Origin of the sequence: Streptomyces sp. SLBN-31 (assembly GCF_006715395.1) — a bacterium.
Lineage (GTDB): Bacteria > Actinomycetota > Actinomycetes > Streptomycetales > Streptomycetaceae > Streptomyces.
The window spans coordinates 1,736,181-1,752,543 of record NZ_VFNC01000001.1; the positions used below are offsets into that span (position 1 = coordinate 1,736,181).

At 72.4% G+C, this 16,363-nt stretch carries 13 protein-coding genes; 8 read left to right on the forward strand and 5 right to left on the reverse strand.

Annotated features, from left to right (window positions below; all coding sequences use genetic code 11):
- Positions 1-7 precede the first annotated feature (7 nt).
- Positions 8-1,750, forward strand: a complete 1,743-nt coding sequence (locus FBY22_RS07955) for a pyruvate dehydrogenase (RefSeq protein ID WP_142143601.1) — start codon at positions 8-10, stop codon at positions 1,748-1,750.
- On the opposite strand, the gene FBY22_RS44725 is transcribed toward FBY22_RS07955, so the two are convergent.
- Positions 1,747-3,717, reverse strand: coding sequence for a helix-turn-helix transcriptional regulator (locus FBY22_RS44725; protein WP_260844741.1), 1,971 nt, complete (start codon positions 3,715-3,717; stop codon positions 1,747-1,749). The two genes, FBY22_RS07955 and FBY22_RS44725, sit on opposite strands and share 4 nt — an antisense overlap.
- Positions 3,718-3,938: 221 nt before the next feature.
- Here FBY22_RS44725 and FBY22_RS07970 point away from each other — a divergent pair, with 221 nt between their 5' ends.
- The 3 genes from FBY22_RS07970 (at position 3,939) to FBY22_RS07980 (ending at position 6,379) form a co-directional block, all read left to right on the forward strand.
- The gene (locus tag FBY22_RS07970) at positions 3,939-4,559 is read left to right on the forward strand and encodes a hypothetical protein (protein ID WP_142143603.1); all 621 of its coding nucleotides are present in this window, start codon (positions 3,939-3,941) and stop codon (positions 4,557-4,559) included.
- Between the two features lie 98 nt (positions 4,560-4,657).
- On the forward strand, positions 4,658-5,119 hold the full coding sequence (locus FBY22_RS07975) for a hypothetical protein (protein ID WP_142143605.1): 462 nt from the start codon (positions 4,658-4,660) through the stop codon (positions 5,117-5,119).
- A gap of 777 nt (positions 5,120-5,896) precedes the next feature.
- Complete coding sequence (locus tag FBY22_RS07980) at positions 5,897-6,379, forward strand: ATP-binding protein (RefSeq protein ID WP_260844968.1); 483 nt, start codon at positions 5,897-5,899, stop codon at positions 6,377-6,379.
- Positions 6,380-6,432: 53 nt separating this feature from the next.
- Here the strand turns inward: FBY22_RS07980 and FBY22_RS07985 are convergent, their stop codons facing one another.
- Complete coding sequence (locus tag FBY22_RS07985; RefSeq protein WP_142143607.1) at positions 6,433-7,467, reverse strand: DUF2637 domain-containing protein; 1,035 nt, start codon at positions 7,465-7,467, stop codon at positions 6,433-6,435.
- Positions 7,468-7,997: 530 nt separating this feature from the next.
- On the opposite strand from FBY22_RS07985, the gene FBY22_RS07990 reads away from it, so the two are divergent.
- A complete protein-coding gene (locus tag FBY22_RS07990) occupies positions 7,998-8,807 on the forward strand; it encodes a GntR family transcriptional regulator (protein WP_142143609.1) in 810 nt (269 codons plus the stop codon).
- 70 nt (positions 8,808-8,877) lie between these two features.
- Here FBY22_RS07990 and FBY22_RS07995 read toward each other — a convergent pair whose 3' ends face one another.
- The 3 genes from FBY22_RS07995 to FBY22_RS08005 form a co-directional block, all read right to left on the reverse strand.
- Positions 8,878-9,381 (reverse strand): DUF2231 domain-containing protein, encoded by a 504-nt coding sequence (locus FBY22_RS07995; RefSeq protein ID WP_142143611.1) that lies wholly within the window; start codon positions 9,379-9,381, stop codon positions 8,878-8,880.
- A gap of 97 nt (positions 9,382-9,478) precedes the next feature.
- Positions 9,479-10,261, reverse strand: a complete 783-nt coding sequence (locus tag FBY22_RS08000; protein ID WP_142143613.1) for a hypothetical protein — start codon at positions 10,259-10,261, stop codon at positions 9,479-9,481.
- A gap of 151 nt (positions 10,262-10,412) precedes the next feature.
- On the reverse strand, positions 10,413-12,086 hold the full coding sequence (locus FBY22_RS08005; RefSeq protein WP_142143615.1) for a PucR family transcriptional regulator ligand-binding domain-containing protein: 1,674 nt from the start codon (positions 12,084-12,086) through the stop codon (positions 10,413-10,415).
- Between the two features lie 345 nt (positions 12,087-12,431).
- Here FBY22_RS08005 and FBY22_RS08015 point away from each other — a divergent pair, with 345 nt between their 5' ends.
- The 3 genes from FBY22_RS08015 to FBY22_RS08025 are packed head-to-tail and all read left to right on the forward strand — an operon-like array spanning position 12,432 to position 16,281.
- Positions 12,432-13,322, forward strand: coding sequence for a xanthine dehydrogenase family protein subunit M (locus FBY22_RS08015; protein ID WP_142143618.1), 891 nt, complete (start codon positions 12,432-12,434; stop codon positions 13,320-13,322).
- Positions 13,322-13,891 (forward strand): (2Fe-2S)-binding protein, encoded by a 570-nt coding sequence (locus FBY22_RS08020; RefSeq protein ID WP_142143620.1) that lies wholly within the window; start codon positions 13,322-13,324, stop codon positions 13,889-13,891. The genes FBY22_RS08015 and FBY22_RS08020 overlap by 1 nt, the downstream gene beginning before the upstream one ends.
- A 2-nt stretch (positions 13,892-13,893) precedes the next feature.
- On the forward strand, positions 13,894-16,281 hold the full coding sequence (locus FBY22_RS08025; protein ID WP_142143622.1) for a xanthine dehydrogenase family protein molybdopterin-binding subunit: 2,388 nt from the start codon (positions 13,894-13,896) through the stop codon (positions 16,279-16,281).
- Positions 16,282-16,363: the final 82 nt, after the last annotated feature.

A 16,363-nucleotide genomic window follows, 5' to 3' on the forward strand; every position in this document is an offset into this window, starting at 1 on the left:
GAGCACCATGGCCAAGCAGAACGTCGCCGGACAGTTCGTCGACATCCTCGTCCGAGCCGGAGTCAAGCGCCTGTACGGCGTCGTCGGCGACAGCCTCAACCCGGTCGTGGACGCCGTGCGCCGCAACGCCGCCATCGACTGGGTGCACGTCCGCCACGAGGAGACCGCCGCCTTCGCTGCCGGCGCCGAAGCCCAGATCACCGGCAAGCTCACCGCGTGCGCCGGCTCCTGCGGCCCCGGCAACCTGCACCTCATCAACGGCCTGTACGACGCCCACCGGTCCATGGCCCCCGTGCTGGCCCTCGCCTCGCACATCCCCTCCAGTGAGATCGGCCTCGGCTACTTCCAGGAGACCCACCCCGACCAGCTGTTCCGCGAGTGCAGCCACTACAGCGAGCTCATCTCCAGCCCCAAGCAGATGCCGCGCCTGCTGCAGACCGCCATCCAGAACGCGGTCGGGCGGTCGGGCGTCGCCGTCGTCTCCCTGCCCGGCGACATCGCCGACCAGCCCGCCCCCGAACGGGCCGCCGAGAGCGCGCTGGTCACCTCCCGGCCCACCGTCCGGCCGGGCGACGCCGAGATCGAAAAGCTGGCCGACATGATCGACCGCGCCCAGAAGGTCACCCTGTTCTGCGGCAGCGGCACGGCCGGCGCCCACGCCGAGGTCATGGAGTTCGCCGGGAAGATCAAGTCACCCGTCGGCCACGCCCTGCGCGGCAAGGAGTGGATCCAGTACGACAACCCGTACGACGTCGGCATGAGCGGACTGCTCGGCTACGGCGCCGCCTACGAGGCCACCCACGAGTGCGACCTGCTGATTTTGCTCGGCACCGACTTCCCCTACAACGCCTTCCTGCCCGACGACGTGGCGATCGCCCAGATCGACGTCCGGCCGGAACACCTGGGCCGCCGGTCGAAACTCGACCTGGCCGTCTGGGGCGACGTGCGCGAGACCCTGCGCTGTCTGATCCCACGGGTCAAGGAGAAGACCGACCGCCGCTTCCTGGACCGCATGCTGAAGAAGCACGCCGGCGCCCTGGAGGGCGTGGTCAAGGCCTACACCCGCAAGGTCGACAAGCACGTCCCCATCCACCCGGAGTACGTGGCCTCCGTCCTCGACGAACTCGCCGACGACGACGCGGTGTTCACCGTCGACACCGGCATGTGCAACGTCTGGGCCGCCCGCTACATCTCGCCCAACGGCCGCCGCCGGGTCATCGGTTCGTTCTCGCACGGCTCCATGGCGAACGCCCTGCCGATGGCGATCGGCGCGCAGTTCACCGACCGCGGCCGGCAGGTGGTGTCGATGTCGGGCGACGGCGGATTCTCCATGCTGATGGGCGACTTCCTGACGCTCGTGCAGTACGACCTGCCGGTCAAGGTCGTCCTCTTCAACAACTCCTCGCTCGGCATGGTCGAGTTGGAGATGCTGGTCGCCGGGCTGCCCTCCTACGGCACCACCAACAAGAACCCCGACTTCGCGGCCGTGGCCCGCGCGTGCGGTGCCCACGGAGTGCGGGTGGAGAAGCCCAAGGACCTCGCCGGGGCCCTGAAGTCCGCCTTCAAGCACAAGGGCCCCGCTCTCGTCGATATCGTCACCGACCCCAACGCCCTGTCCATCCCACCGAAGATCAGCGCCGAGATGGTGACGGGCTTCGCCCTGTCGGCGTCGAAGATCGTCCTGGACGGCGGTGTGGGCCGGATGCTCCAGATGGCCCGCTCCAACCTCCGCAACGTCCCGCGGCCCTAGCTGTCGTAGGGGACCCAGGCGCGGTCGCCGGAGTCGTTCGTGCCGTACCAGTAGCGCGGCATGTCCGTGATGCCGCTCGTGTGGAACGGGCGGCCGTGGTCGTCGATGCGGATCGTGCCCTTGCGGCCCTGCGAGGACCAGTCGAGTTCCAGGTACCAGCGGGCGTCGTGGGCCCGCGTCGTCGCGTCCACGAGCAGCACCTCGGGGTCCTGGGCGGAGACGCGGTAGGGGAAGTGCACGGCGGGGATGGTGTGTTCGCTGTCGGCGCCGTCCTTCGGCCTGGCGACCGGCCGGTCGGCGTCGAGGTTCACGGTGAAGCTGCGGGGCGTGAGTTCGCCGCCGCAGCCCTGCTCCATGGCGTAGGAGTTGCCGGTCAGGGGCTCCCCCCGGCCGACGATCCGTACCCGCAGGGCCTCCAGGACGACGGCCGTCGACGAGCGCCCCTGCACGGAGACCTGCACCAGGGTCTGCCGCCCGTGCACCGCGCCCTGCGTCGCCGCCCAGGTCCCGGCGTCCTGCTGGACCGGGGGCGGGGGCACCTGGGCGGGCGGCTTGTCGATGACGTAGTCGTGGCCGCAGCCTCCCTGCCACACCTGGGAGTCCACGGTCCAGGCGAGGGGAAGTCCGGTGGGCCGCCCGCCGGTCCCGCCGGTCCCACCGGAACCGCCGCCGGGGGCGGCCGAGGCGGTGGGGTTCTTCCCGGCCTCGGGTGAGGACGAGTTCGGGGCGGTGGTGGGGGAGGAGCCCGCCGACGGCTTCGCCGGGCGCCACGGCGCGCCCGGAGCCGTCGTCCGGGGCGCCGTGCTGCCGTGCGGCGCCCGCGCCTGCGGCGAACGGTCGTCCGAGAGGGCCGACAGACTCCCCAGAGAGGCGAGCAACGCACCCACCACACCGACGGACACCATCACCCGCCGACGCCGATACCCGGAACGCGGGCCCGCCACGGGGGCGGACGCGGGCGCGGGTTCGGGTGCGGGCCCGGCAGCCGCCCCCGCACCCGAACCCGGTTCCTGCGCCGCATCCAGCCCTAACGCCGCGTCCGGTTCCTGCGCCGCATCCAGCCCCAACGCCGCGTCCGGTTCCTGCGCCGCATCCGGCCCCTGCGCCGCAACCGCGCACTCCGTCGCACCCGGCCTGTCCGCCGTAACCCGGTACTCCGTCGCACCCGCCCCGTCCACCGCAACGGCGTCTCCGGTGGCGGGCGGCTCGTCCGTCGGCGTCGGTTCGTTCGCCGCAGGCGCGTTCCCCGGGGCGCCCGGCCCCGTCGTCGCAGGAGGGGTCTCCGGGACACCCGGCCCGATCACCGTAGGCGTGTCCTCGGGGGCGCCCGGCCCATCCGCCGCAGGCGAGCCCTCCGGGGCACCGGGCCCGGCGGTCGCAGCAGTCTCGTCTGCCGGCCCTGGCCTGGTTGCCGCAGCAGTCTCCTCTGCCGCCCCCGGCCCGGTGGCCGCAGCCGTCCCCTTCGCCGCGGTCGTCTCTGCCGCCCCCGGCCCGGTGGCCGCAGCCGTCCCCTTCGCCGCGGTCGTCTCTGCCGCCCCCGGCCCGGTGGCCGCAGCCGTCCCCTTCGCCGCGGTCGTCTCCGCCGCCCCCGGCCAGGTGGCCGCAGCCGTCACCCCCGCCGCCGGCCCGGTGGCCGCAGCCGTCACCCCCGCCGCCCCCGGCCCGGTCACCGCAGCCGTTTCCTCCGGTGTGCCGCCCCCGGTCGGCCGGGGGCGTTGGCGGGCTGCCGCGGCTCGCAGCCACAGGCGGTGCAGTTCCAGGCGTTCCTCCGGTGTCGCCGCGCAGAACGCCGCGAGGCGCTCCACCGGCGCGTACTCCTGCGGTACCGCCTCCCCGGCGCAGTAGCGGTGCAGCGTGGAGGTGTTCATGTGCAGGCGCCGGGCCAGGGAGCCGTAGCTCCGGTCCGTGCGGTCCTTCAGCCGGCGCAGCAGCGCCGCGAACTCCTCGACCTCGTCCCCAGCCGACACCGTTCCCCCGTCGTCGCGTCGCGTCCCCGTATCCCAGGCACTCCATATACCTGCACGTCAGATGGGCTGGGATGGTTCCACCGTCGCCGAAGGGGCGGCGGACGTTGCGCCGGACTCCGCCGACAGCCGATGCTCTTGGTGTCGCACCGACCGGGGCCGGACCGACCTTCCGGCGTCGCGGCGACAGCCCACACCCATGCACTCACTCACGGGGGACACCCATGCCCAAGCGCACCCGAGCAGGTGTGCTCGTCGCACTCGCCGCCGCGGGCCTCGCCGCAGGCACCGCACTCGCCCAGCCGGCGGGCGCCGCCACCAAGGCGCCCGGCTTCCTGGCGGCCGCCGACCTTCCGCCGTACGCCTCGTCGTCCTGGACGGCCGGCAAGGTCACCGCCGGCCTGTCGGAGGCGGTGGAGGTGGACCGCTGCCTGGGCCTGGTGCTGAACGACGACCGGGGCTCCTGGTACCGGGAGTTCCACACCGACCTCGACGCGCACGCCGTCCAGGTCAGCGTCGAGTCGTCGACCACCGGCGCGGCCAAGGCACGGTTCGCGCGGCTGAACAAGGACATCGCGTCCTGCGCGGCACGGACCGAGAAGGCCGACCCGGACCTGAAGGTCACGTTCAAGGACTACGGCACCCTGCCCGTGGAGGAGGGCGCCCACGTCTACGGCCTGCACACGGAGGCCTCCTGGGGCGCGACCGACATCCGCCTCCTCGCGGTCGGCCGGGACGGCAAGACCGTGACGGTCGTCGACTGGGGACGGATGGGCGGCTTCAAGGACGCCCCGGTGAAGGCCTTCAAGAAGACGGCCACCAAGGCCGTCGACAAGCTCCACTGACCGCACGACCCGGGCCGCCCTCCTGCCACGGGGGTCAAGAGGGCGGCCCACCGACCACCCGACACGCACCGCACACTTCGAGCAAACGGGGAAATCACATGAACAGCAAGACCCGCACCGCCCTGTCCGCCGGCGTCCTCGCCGTCGCCCTCGGTCTCGGCGCCACCGCCCAGGCCTCCGCCGGCGCCCCGCGCAGCGTCAGCGGCAAGCCGTCGGACGACATCACCCGCGTCGCCGACTTCTACGGCACCTACATCGACGCGGTGACCGACGAGGACAGCGGCAACCTCGGCCAGGCCCTGCGCGCCCACTACCTCACGCCCGCGTTCCAGAAGCAGCTGGCCGCCTGGGAGGACAGGGAGCACGCCGACGGCGTCCTGCGCGCCCAGAACGTCCCGCTCGCCTGGAAGGTCACCGACAACGGCACCACGAAGAACCACACGGAGGCCGTCGTCACCCTCACCTGGAGCCGCAACAGCACCACCAAGGTGTACGTCGACGTCACCCGCGACACCCACCAGATCTACCGCATCGGCGCGAAGGCGCTCGGAGCGAAGTAGTCACTCCGGTGGCGATCGCACAATGAGGATGCGGAATGGCCGCGGCCCGAAGGAGAACCGACCTTCGGACCGCGGCCGTTCCGGCGTGTGCGTCCGGTCCCGGCTCGGTCACCAGGTCGGAGACAAGCGGATTCAGGCCACTTTCACGAGCCGCAGGCGTTCGGCCGCGGGGGCGAAGAGGTGCGCGCACGGCCCAGGACCGGCTGCCACGGGGTTTCGTCGTGTACGGCGGGCTCGGCAGACGGGAATCGGTAGTTGGGGCGATCCCCGGCGGTCAGGACGCTGCCCGGACGTGCAGGCGCGGAGCCGGACGGCACGGCCGTACCGGCGCCCGCGACGTCGTGCGGCAGGCCCTCGACCTGGGCCTCCGGCCCGCCGCCCAGGACCCCGGGGCAGACGGTTCGACCAGGGCTTTCGGCAGGTCGTGCCGCCCGCGAAGGACTCGCGGGCGGCACGGCGGCGTTCCCTTCCCCGGCACACGGGCGCGGCCGGCGAGACCCGCTCGCCGCGGTGCACGGGACGCGCGAAATGGCTCATGGCAAGTTCCGGACGCCCTTCCCCGCGTGCGCGGTCGCCGCGCGCGGCGGTCCCCTCGTGGCGCGGACGGTCCCGGCGGCTTCCTCCCAAAGGCTCCTCCACCCGGCCGGGAGGGCCCCAACCTTGGCCGAACACCTGGTCGTTGAGGAGACGACATGACTGGCGCGTGTGGCATGGGGCATGGATCCCGTGAACGTGTTCGACAAGGAGGGGACCGACATCGGCACGCGGGCGGGGGTCATGAAGAGGCAGGCACGAGGGGGCGGTCCCATGGCGATCGGGGCCTCCTCGGCTCAGACGGTGGAGGAAAGGTCGGACGGCGTCCCGGCACCGGAGCAGCCGTCGCAGCTACGGCAGAGACTCGGACGGGCGGACCTGAAGGCGGTGCCCGAGGCGCGCAGGGCGCTGCGCGAGTTGTTGCGGCACTGGGGCAGGCCCGGACGGTCGGAGATCGCGGAGCTGCTCACCAGCGAACTCGTCACCAATGCGCTCATCCACACCGACCGGGAAGCGGTGCTCACCGCCACCGTGGGATCGCATGGACTACGGGTGGAGGTACGGGACTTCGTCGCCCGCAGGCCGCGGCTGCGCGTGCCGGTGGCCGACGACGGTACGAACGGCAGGGGCCTGGTACTGGTGCAGTCCCTCGCGGACGCCTGGGGGGTGCGGGCGCACGGGGTGGGGAAGGCCGTGTGGTTCGAACTCGAGGCGGAGGCCGCCTGAACGGGGAGGGGGCGTGGCCCACAGGCCACGCCCCCTCCCCATGACGGCCGTCTCTAGCCGAACTGCTGCTCGAGGTCCTTGAGCTTGCGCTCCAGGGAGTCGAGGCGCGGCAGGGCCATTGTGTCGTCCTCCGCGGTGAGGTCGACGGTCACCGGGTCAGAACCGCCCTTGCGGACGGGCTGCAACGAGGGACGCTGGCGTACGGGCAGCGGCTCCGGCGCGGATATGGCAGGCTCCGCGGTGGCCTGCGCGGAGGCCCGCTCCAGGGCCTGCGGCTCGGGCCGGCCACGGCCGACGAACCCGCGGTGGCCGCGGCTGATCGCCTTGAGCTGGGCGCGCTCGAGGCGGTCCGCCTCGCGCCGGCGCAGCCGGTTCTCGTCCTTCTGCCGCTTGTCCTCGCGGACCTCTTCGACCGCCTCGTCCAGGCTGCGCACACCCTCCAGGAGCATGAGCGACCAGGCCCTGTAGGTCTCACGGGGCGCCCGCAGCCAGCGGACGATACGGATCTGCGGCAGCGGACGCGGCACGAGACCCTGCTCGCGCAGGGCAGCGCGGCGGGTCTGCTTCAGCGCGCGGTCGAACAGGACGGCCGCCGAAAGGGACATGCCGGAGAAGAACTGCGGCGCGCCCGCGTGGTCGATACCCCTGGGCGCGTGCACCCAGTTGAACCAGGCCGCGGCGCCCGCGAACGTCCACACCAGTATCCGGGAGCCGAGGGCCGCGTCACCGTGGCTGGCTTCGCGCACCGCGAGCACGGAGCAGAACATGGCCGCGCCGTCCAGGCCGAACGGCACCAGGTACTCCCAGCCGTCGGTGAGGCCGAGGTTCTGCTGGCCGAAGCCGACCAGGCCGTGGAAGGAGAGTGCCGCGGCGACCGCCGCACAGCAGAACAGCAGAACATAGGAGGCGGTGGCGTACAGAGCCTCCTTGCGCCTGCGGCGCTCCTCGCTGCGCTCCCACGAGTCGTCCTTCGCGTGCTCCCCGCCGGACCGCTTGCTGCGCGCGAGCACCGCCACCGCCGCCAGCATGCCCAGGAGCAGTACGGCGCCCGGAAGCAGCCAGTTCAGCGATATGTCGGTCAGTCTCATCTAGGGGTCCCTTGCATTGGGATAGGGCGTAACGCCCGCCATAGTGGCCCAATCCCACCGGCCCTCAGGGGGTTTCGGGGCAAGAGGCCGCCAAGGAAGTGCAAGGGGATGCCCAGGGCGGCGTTCTGCTCGAACTGCCGCTTGAGGGGCGGGAGTTGAGTTCGAATAAGACTACCCGTACGGATGGTTCTTCGGAAAGTTCCTGCGACAAGTGAGGAAGTTGTGAATCACCTGTAACCGAAGGGGCGGTCTCGTCGCGGCGATCTTACGGGACCGGCGCGGAGGTTGTACCTCCGGGGTCCTCAACTGGCGTCCGCGCCCGACGGCTTGGCCGTCGGCGACGCGACAGGCGGTCCGGCGTGCCGTGCGCGGGGCGATGCCTCTCCGGGCCGGGGTCGGAGCAAGGCAAGCCTTGCCTTATTCAAGATAATCGGGATTTGAACTGACGGCTTGTGCGCTTATGGTGCTTGACGGACGAGTAACAACCCGCCGTAATGACCCCAAGTACCGACACGTCCGGAGGAGGACCCGTGAGGCAGAGCGCACAGGGCTCGGCGCGTACGGGGATCCCGCAGGCCGGCACGGACGTGCCCAGGGTGCCGCCGCAGCCGGCCGCGGCCGACGTCGACCGGGAACGGGGCCTCGCCGCGGGCGGGGGCACGCGCGGCGAGCACACGCACAGTGAGCACCCGATCACCGCGCCGCGCCCGGTCCAGCGCGCCTCCGTGCGGGGGCAGATCCTCACCGCGCTGCGCACCGCTCTGGTGACGGGCGAGCTGCGTCCCGGCGAGGTGTACTCGGCGCCGGCCCTGGGCGAGCGCTTCGGTGTCTCCGCGACACCGGTGCGCGAGGCGATGCAGCAGCTGGCGCTGGAGGGCGCGGTCGAGGTGGTGCCCAACCGCGGCTTCCGGGTGGTGGAGCGCGGGACCCGGGAACTGGCCGAGCTGGCCGAGGTGCGGGCGCTGATCGAGGTGCCGGTGATGCTGCGCCTGGCCCGTACCGTCCCGGTGGAGCGCTGGGCGGAGCTGCGCCCGCTCGCCGAGGCGACGGTCCGTGCCGCGTCCTCGGGCTGCCGGGCGACGTACGGGGAGTCGGACCGCACCTTTCACCGGGCGATGCTGGCCCTGTCCGGCAACGAGCAGCTCGTCCGCATCGCCGACGACCTGCACCGCCGCGCCCAGTGGCCGCTGGTCGGGGCTCCGGCGTCGCGCGGGCGCGCCGACCTGGTGGCCGACGCGGCGGAGCACACGGCACTGCTCGACGCACTGATCGCCCGGGACCTGGACGTCGTGCGGGCGCTGGTGGGGGAGCACTTCGCGGGGGCGGCCCGCCCGCGCTGAACCGGCATGGTGCGTGCGGGAGTTCCCACCGACCGGAACCCCCGCACGGCCCGTTCCGCCGCGGCGGGGATCAGTCGTCCCCGTCGCCCGATCCGGTGGCGGTCTTCGAGTAGCCGTCGTGCCAGGCGGCCTTCGCGCCGGAGTCGCCGATGCGGTACACGTCCACGACCGCGCCCGCCGCCACGGCGACCGACAGCACCGCGGCCGCGATCCGTATCAGCGACGCCGACCGGTTGCCCGTCTGCTCGGACGGCGTCCGCCGCGTCGTCCACCACACCGCCGCCGCCAGCACGAACAGGCCCAGTGCCCAGGGCAGCAGCCCGTCACCGAGCTCCGCGTGCCGCCGTACCAGGGCGTTGCTGCCGACGTGCTCCTCCAGCCACTCGCCGGCGCTCGTGGTCAGCGGCACGCTCGCCAGGGTGACCAGCGCGAGCACCGGCAGGGCCACACCCATGCGGCGCGCGACCGCGGGCCACAGGGCACTCGCCACGACCGCCAGCGCGGTCAGCGGTACGAGGACGACGACGAAGTGCACCAAAAGGACATGTGCGGGCAAGCCATTGACCAGGCTCATCGAGGCGCTCCTATGAGGGGGTTGGGCGCGCCACACTGGCACAGCAACCTCTCAGCTTCCTCTCAGTCACCTCTAGGCCAAGGCGACCGCGCGCGCCTCAGGCCGTCGCCGCGTCCGCCGCGGGAGGTGCCAGTTGGCGGGCCAGCCATGTCGGTACGCCGCCCAGCAGCCGGAACAGCCGCCGGGCCTCCTCCCGCAGCCGTGACGCCTCGGGCTCGGCCTCCGCGTCCGCCAGTGACGCCAGCGCGGGCGCCGTACCGACGAGATAGCCCAGCTCCTCCCGGATGCGCAGCGACTCGGCGAACCCGTGCCGGGCCTCCGCCAATTCCCCTTCCCGCAGGGCCAGGCCCGCGAGATGGCGCCAGGTGAAGGACAGCAGCAGGGGGTCGGAGTGGGCGGTGGCGCCCGCGTGCGCGCGGCGGTACGCGGCCCGCGCGGCCTGTGGGGAGCCGGTCAGGTTCTCCGCCAGCAGCCCGCGCCGGAAGTCCAGCAGCGGCCGCCCCGCCGCGCCCGGCGCGATCAGCGCCGCCGCCCGGCCGAGCGCGGCCCGCGCCTCGTCGGCCCGGTCGCGCACGGAGTGCAGCGTCGCCGCGTACGCCAAGTACCCGCGTTCACAAGCGGCCGCGCCCCGCTCGTCGTCGGTGTGGGCGAGGGCCTCCGCGGTGCGCAGCGCGTCCTCGGCCGCCTCCCAGCCCTGCTCCGTGTACAGGCACTTCTCCACGAGGAGCGCCGCTCTCTGCAGCGCGGAGCCGGCGGTGACCGGCTCCAGCAGCGCGGCCGCGTCGACCCAGCAGGCCCGTGAACGCAGCCGCCATACCGCGGTCTGGAGGGGATCGTCACCTGCGGTCGTTCCGGTACCAGACATGGCGGTATGCGCCACGTTGCCCTCCCCGAGCACGCCATCGAGCCTTGGTTGGTGGCCGCATCTCAGCACGAATCCGGTCGCTCGGCCAAGGGGCTGGGTGAAGGATTTCACAAAGTCGTGGGACCCGGGCGGCACTTGGTGCCATTCGGCGCCCCCGTCGGACGTCTCAACTCATGCGCAATGCCAGGAAGAAATCGAGCTTGTCCTCCAGTCGGGACAGGTCGCGGCCCGTCAACTGCTCGATCCGCCCGACCCGGTAGCGCAGCGTGTTGACGTGCAGGTGCAGCCGGGTCGCACACCGTGTCCAGGAGCCGTCGCAGTCCAGGAACGCCTCCAGGGTGGGGATCAGCTCGGCGCGGTGCCGGCGGTCGTAGTCGCGCAGCGGGTCGAGCAGGCGCGCGGTGAACGCCCGCCGCACGTCGTCCGGCACGAAGGGCAGCAGCAGCACGTGCGAGGCGAGTTCCTGGTGCCCCGCCGCGCACACCCGTCCCGGCCGCGCGGCGGCGACCCTGCGCGCGTGCCGGGCCTCCTCCAGCGCCCCGCGCAGTCCCTCCGCCGAGTGCACGGCCGCGCTCACCCCGAGCGTGACCTGCCCGTCGTCGTCGAGACCGGCCGACAGCGGCTCCCGTACGGACTGCAGGAGCGCGTCGGCGAGGATCCCCGTCTCCGAGCCGTCGTGCTCCGCGGAGACCGCCGGGAGCGGTACGAGGGCGACGGCCTCCTCCCCGGTGTGCGCGACGGCGATCCGGTCCGAGGGCTCGGGGCCCGTCGCCAGCGGGTCGACCAGGATCTCCTCCAGCAGCGACTGGGCGACCGGGCCGGCCTCGACCCCGGCGTCCCGCCACTCGACGCGGGCCACGACCACCTGCCAGTGCGGGGCGGCCCCGAGGCCGGGCAGCAGGACCGGGGCGGCCACCCGGAGGCGGGCGGCGATCTCGGCGGGCGCGGCGCCCGTCTGCACCAGCTCCAGCACCTCCTGGGCGAGGCGGCGCCGGACCGTGCGGGCGGCGTCCCGGCGGTCGCGCTCGACGGAGATCAGCTGGGTGACGCCCTGCAGGAGGTCCAGGCGCTCGGCGGGCCAGTCGCCCGCGTCCGCCTCGACGGCCAGCAGCCAGTCCGACAGGACCGTCTCCCGGACGTCCCGGGCGGCCTGCGGGGAGCGGCCGCTGCTGTGGATGGGGAAGAGCGAGTACGTCGCCTGCCCGACGCTCAGCCGGTGCGGTCCGCGGCGGCCGGTGCGGGTGGCGGCGAGGTGCTCGGCGGCCAGCTCGGCGCAGACGTCGGGGGGCAGGGCGGGCCCGCCCACCTTGGAGCCGGCGATGAGCCGGCCGGTGGGGGAGAGCACCCAGGCTCTGAGGTCCAGGTCGGAGCCGAGCAGGTCCAGGACCACGTCCGGGCCGCCGCCGGCCGGACCGGAGGTCATCATCCGGCGATGCCGGTCGACCACGGCCGCGAGGTCCCCGGCGCGCTCACCGCTGACCTGCCGCACCACGTGCTCGGTGATCGTCGCGAACGCCACCGACTCGTGCACCGCGAACAGCGGCAGCCGGTTGCGGGCGCAGGCCACCACCAGGTCGTCCGGGACGTCCCCGAGCTCCGCCTCACCGGCCGCCAGGGCGGCGACACCGGCCTGAACCAGGATCCGTACGAAAGGCTCCGAGTCGTCGGCGTCGCGCCTCCAGGCCAGCCCCGTGAGGACCAGCTCGCCGCCCGACAGATAGCGGCTCGGGTCCCGCAGGTCGGTGGTCATGACGCCCCGGACGGTGCGGTCCAGCTCGTCCTCGCCACCGAGCAGCCTCAGGCCCAGCGCATCGGTGTCCACAAGTGCGCGCAGCCGCATTCTCGTCGCCGCCGTTCTATGTCTCGAAATCTACGATGAATCCAGAGGGTGGCCGTGGAGAGAAGTCCGCCGGACGGCACGGAAGCCGCACCCTCGATCGCCGGGCCGTCTCCTGCGTTTCTACAGGAAAACAGGGAGGTAACTGAGAGCCTCCGTTCATACGAATCTACAAGATGCCCGCCCTGGCCAGCCAACTCCTTCATGGTTTCCGTGACTGACCCCCATGGAGTACGGCGTTGTGTACTGACCCCACTCCGCGTGAACAGCACATGAACGAGCCGGTCCCGCCGCACCGGAAGTGGCTCAATTCCGTACCACCAACGAGACGAAGAAGAGAGCCGGTCCATGGACTTCCTTCGCCCCGCCAGCTGGGAGGAGGCGCTCGCCGCCAAGGCCGAGCACCCCACCGCTGTGCCCATCGCGGGCGGCACCGATGTGATGGTCGAGATCAACTTCGACCACCGGCGGCCCGAGTACCTGCTCGACCTGAACCGCGTCACCGACCTCACCGAGTGGGAGGTCGGCGAGGACACGGTGCGCCTCGGGGCCTCCGTCCCGTACACGAAGATCATGGAGCACCTGCGCGCCGAGCTGCCGGGTCTCGCCCTCGCCTCGCACACCGTGGCCTCCCCGCAGATCCGCAACCGCGGCGGCGTCGGCGGCAACCTCGGCACCGCATCCCCGGCAGGCGACGCCCACCCCGCCCTGCTCGCGGCCGGTGCCGAGGTCGAGGTCGAGTCGGTGCGCGGCACCCGCCTGATCCCGATCGACGCGTTCTACACCGGCGTGAAGCGGAACGCCCTCGCCGCCGACGAGCTCATCAAGAGCGTGCACATCAAGAAGGCCGACGGCCCGCAGCAGTACTCCAAGGTCGGTACGCGCAACGCGATGGTGATCGCCGTGTGCGCCTTCGGGCTCGCCCTGCACCCGTCGTCGCGCACCGTCCGCACGGGCATCGGTTCCGCGGCGCCCACCCCCGTCCGGGCGAAGGCCGCGGAGGAGTTCCTGAACGCGGCGCTCGAAGAGGGCGGCTTCTGGGACAACGGGAAGATCATCACCCCGTCGGTCGCCAAGCAGTTCGCGGAGCTGTGCTCCGGCGCCTGCAACCCGATCGACGACGTACGCGGCACCGCGAGCTACCGACGCCACGCGGTCGGCGTCATGGCCCGCCGCACGCTGACCTGGACCTGGGAGTCGTACCGCGGCGCCCGCCGCACCACCGAGGGAGCTGCGTGATGCGTGTCAACTTCACCGTCAACGGACGCCCGCAGGAGGCCGACGACGTGTGGGAGGGCGAGTCCCTGCTGTACGTGCTGCGCGAGCGCCTGGGCCTTCCCGGTTCCAAGAACGCCTGCGAGCAGGGCGAGTGCGGTTCCTGCACGGTCCGCCTGGACGGCGTGCCGGTGTGCTCGTGCCTGGTCGCGGCCGGACAGGTCGAGGGCCGTGACGTGGTGACCGTCGAGGGCCTCGCGAACCACGCCAGGCAGCGGTCCTGCGGTTCCTCGTGCGGCACCTCGCCGGACGAGGCCAAGGCCTGGCAGGCCGAGGGCACCGACTCGCAGACCGGCGAGGGCACCGAACTGGCCCCGATCCAGCAGGCGTTCATCGACGCCGGCGCCGTCCAGTGCGGCTTCTGCACACCCGGCCTGCTGGTCGCGGCCGACGAGATGCTGGAGCGCAACCCGAACCCGACCGACGCGGACATCCGCGAGGCACTGTCGGGCAACCTGTGCCGCTGCACGGGCTACGAGAAGATCATGGACGCGGTCCGCCTCGCGGCCGCCCGGCAGGGAGAGGCGGTCTGACCATGGCTTCCCCCAGCGGAACCCCCACGAAGATCACCCAGGGTGCGCAGACCAAGGGCGGCATCGGCGAGTCCACGCTCCGCCCGGACGGCACCCTCAAGGTCACCGGTGAGTTCGCGTACTCCTCCGACATGTGGCACGAGGACATGCTCTGGGGCCAGACCCTGCGCTCCACGGTCGCGCACGCCGAGATCGTCTCCATCGACACCGCTGAGGCGCTCGCCACCCCGGGCGTCTACGCCGTCCTCACCTACGACGACCTGCCGACCGAGGTGAAGAACTACGGCCTGGAGATCCAGGACACCCCGGTCCTCGCGCACGGCAAGGTACGCCACCACGGCGAGCCGGTCGCGCTCGTCGCCGCCGACCACCCCGAGACCGCCCGCCGCGCCGCCGCCAAGATCAGGGTCGACTACCGCGAACTGCCCGTCATCACCGACGAGGCCTCGGCGACCGCGCCCGACGCGATCCTCGTCCACGAGAACCGCGACGACCACCACGTCGGCCACGTCCCGCACCCGAACATCGTCCACCGCCAGCCGATCGTCCGCGGCGACGTGGAGGCCGCCCGCCGGCGGGCCGACGTGATCGTCGAGGGCGAGTACACCTTCGGCATGCAGGACCAGGCCTTCCTCGGCCCCGAGTCCGGTCTCGCGGTGCCGGAGGAGGACGGTGGCGTCCATCTCTACATCGCCACCCAGTGGCTCCACTCCGACCTGCGCCAGATGGCGCCCGTCCTCGGCCTGCCCGAGGACAAGGTGCGGATGACGCTGTCCGGCGTCGGCGGCGCCTTCGGCGGCCGCGAGGACCTGTCGATGCAGATCCACGCCTGTCTGCTGGCCCTGCGCACCGGCAAGCCCGTCAAGATCGTCTACAACCGCTTCGAGTCCTTCTTCGGGCACGTCCACCGCCACCCGGCCAAGCTGTACTACGAGCACGGGGCCACCAAAGACGGCAAGCTCACGCACATGAAGTGCCGGATCGTCCTGGACGGCGGCGCCTACGCCTCCGCCTCCCCGGCGGTCGTCGGCAACGCCTCCTCCCTCTCCGTCGGCCCGTACGTCGTCGACGACGTCGACATCGAGGCCATCGCCCTCTACACCAACAACCCGCCCTGCGGCGCCATGCGCGGCTTCGGCGCGGTCCAGGCGTGCTTCGCGTACGAGGCGCAGATGGACAAGCTGGCGAAGGAACTGGGCATGGACCCGGTGGAGTTCCGCCGGCTCAACGCCATGGAGCAGGGCACGCTCCTGCCGACCGGGCAGCCGGTCGACTCCCCGGCCCCCGTCGCCGAACTCCTGCGTCGTGTCAAGGCGATGCCCATGCCGCCGGAGCGCCAGTGGGAGTCCAGCGAGGGCGCGGACGTACGGCAGCTGCCCGGCGGTCTGTCCAACACCACCCACGGCGAAGGCGTCGTACGCGGGGTCGGCTATGCCGTGGGCATCAAGAACGTCGGCTTCTCCGAGGGCTTCGACGACTACTCCACCGCAAGGGTCCGCATGGAGGTCGTCGGCGGCGAGCCCGTCGCCACCGTGCACACCGCGATGGCCGAGGTCGGCCAGGGCGGTGTCACCGTCCACGCGCAGATCGCCCGCACCGAGCTGGGCGTCGCGCAGGTGACCATCCACCCGGCCGACACCCAGGTCGGCAGCGCCGGCTCGACGTCCGCCTCCCGGCAGACGTACGTCACCGGCGGCGCCGTGAAGAACGCCTGCGAGCTGGTGCGCGAGCGGGTGCTGGAGATCGGCCGCCGCAAGTTCGGCACGTACCACCCCGCCTGGGCGACCGCCGAGCTGCTGCTGGAGGGCGGCAAGGTCGTCACCGACGGCGGCGAGGTCCTCGCCGATCTGGTGGACGTCCTGGAGGGCGAGGTCGTCGAGCTGGAGGAGGAATGGCGGCACCGGCCGACCGAGCCCTTCGACCTGCGCACCGGCCAGGGCAACGGCCACGTCCAGTACTCCTTCGCCGCACACCGCGCCGTCGTCGAGGTCGACACCGAGCTCGGGCTGGTCAAGGTGATCGAGCTGGCCTGCGCCCAGGACGTCGGCAAGGCGCTCAACCCGCTCTCCGTCATCGGCCAGATCCAGGGCGGTACCACCCAGGGTCTCGGGGTCGCGGTGATGGAGGAGATCATCGTCGACCCGAAGACGGCGAAGGTCAGGAACCCCTCCTTCACGGACTACCTGATCCCCACCATCCTCGACACGCCGACCATCCCCGTCGACGTGCTCGAACTCGCCGACGACCACGCCCCGTACGGGCTGCGCGGCGTCGGCGAGGCTCCCACCCTGTCGTCCACCCCGGCCGTCCTCGCGGCGATCCGGAACGCGACCGGTCTGGAGCTGAACAGGACGCCGGTACGGCCCGAACACCTCACGGGCACGGCGTAGGCAAGTCCCTCCGGGCGGCGCGGGAACGTCACATTCCGACGTGCCGCCCGGACCAACCCGTTCGTTCGTCTCGGGCCGTCCC

What these genes read in the sequence shown, in the direction of transcription:
- FBY22_RS07955 (WP_142143601.1), top strand. Translation starts at nt 8, where the DNA reads ATGGCCAAGCAGAACGTCGCCGGACAGTTCGTCGACATCCTCGTCCGA.
- FBY22_RS07970 (WP_142143603.1), top strand. Translation starts at nt 3,939, where the DNA reads ATGCCCAAGCGCACCCGAGCAGGTGTGCTCGTCGCACTCGCCGCCGCG.
- FBY22_RS07975 (WP_142143605.1), top strand. Translation starts at nt 4,658, where the DNA reads ATGAACAGCAAGACCCGCACCGCCCTGTCCGCCGGCGTCCTCGCCGTC.
- FBY22_RS07980 (WP_260844968.1), top strand. Translation starts at nt 5,897, where the DNA reads ATGAAGAGGCAGGCACGAGGGGGCGGTCCCATGGCGATCGGGGCCTCC.
- FBY22_RS07985 (WP_142143607.1), bottom strand. Translation starts at nt 7,467, where the DNA reads ATGAGACTGACCGACATATCGCTGAACTGGCTGCTTCCGGGCGCCGTA.
- FBY22_RS07995 (WP_142143611.1), bottom strand. Translation starts at nt 9,381, where the DNA reads ATGAGCCTGGTCAATGGCTTGCCCGCACATGTCCTTTTGGTGCACTTC.
- FBY22_RS08005 (WP_142143615.1), bottom strand. Translation starts at nt 12,086, where the DNA reads ATGCGGCTGCGCGCACTTGTGGACACCGATGCGCTGGGCCTGAGGCTG.
- FBY22_RS08015 (WP_142143618.1), top strand. Translation starts at nt 12,432, where the DNA reads ATGGACTTCCTTCGCCCCGCCAGCTGGGAGGAGGCGCTCGCCGCCAAG.
- FBY22_RS08020 (WP_142143620.1), top strand. Translation starts at nt 13,322, where the DNA reads ATGCGTGTCAACTTCACCGTCAACGGACGCCCGCAGGAGGCCGACGAC.
- FBY22_RS08025 (WP_142143622.1), top strand. Translation starts at nt 13,894, where the DNA reads ATGGCTTCCCCCAGCGGAACCCCCACGAAGATCACCCAGGGTGCGCAG.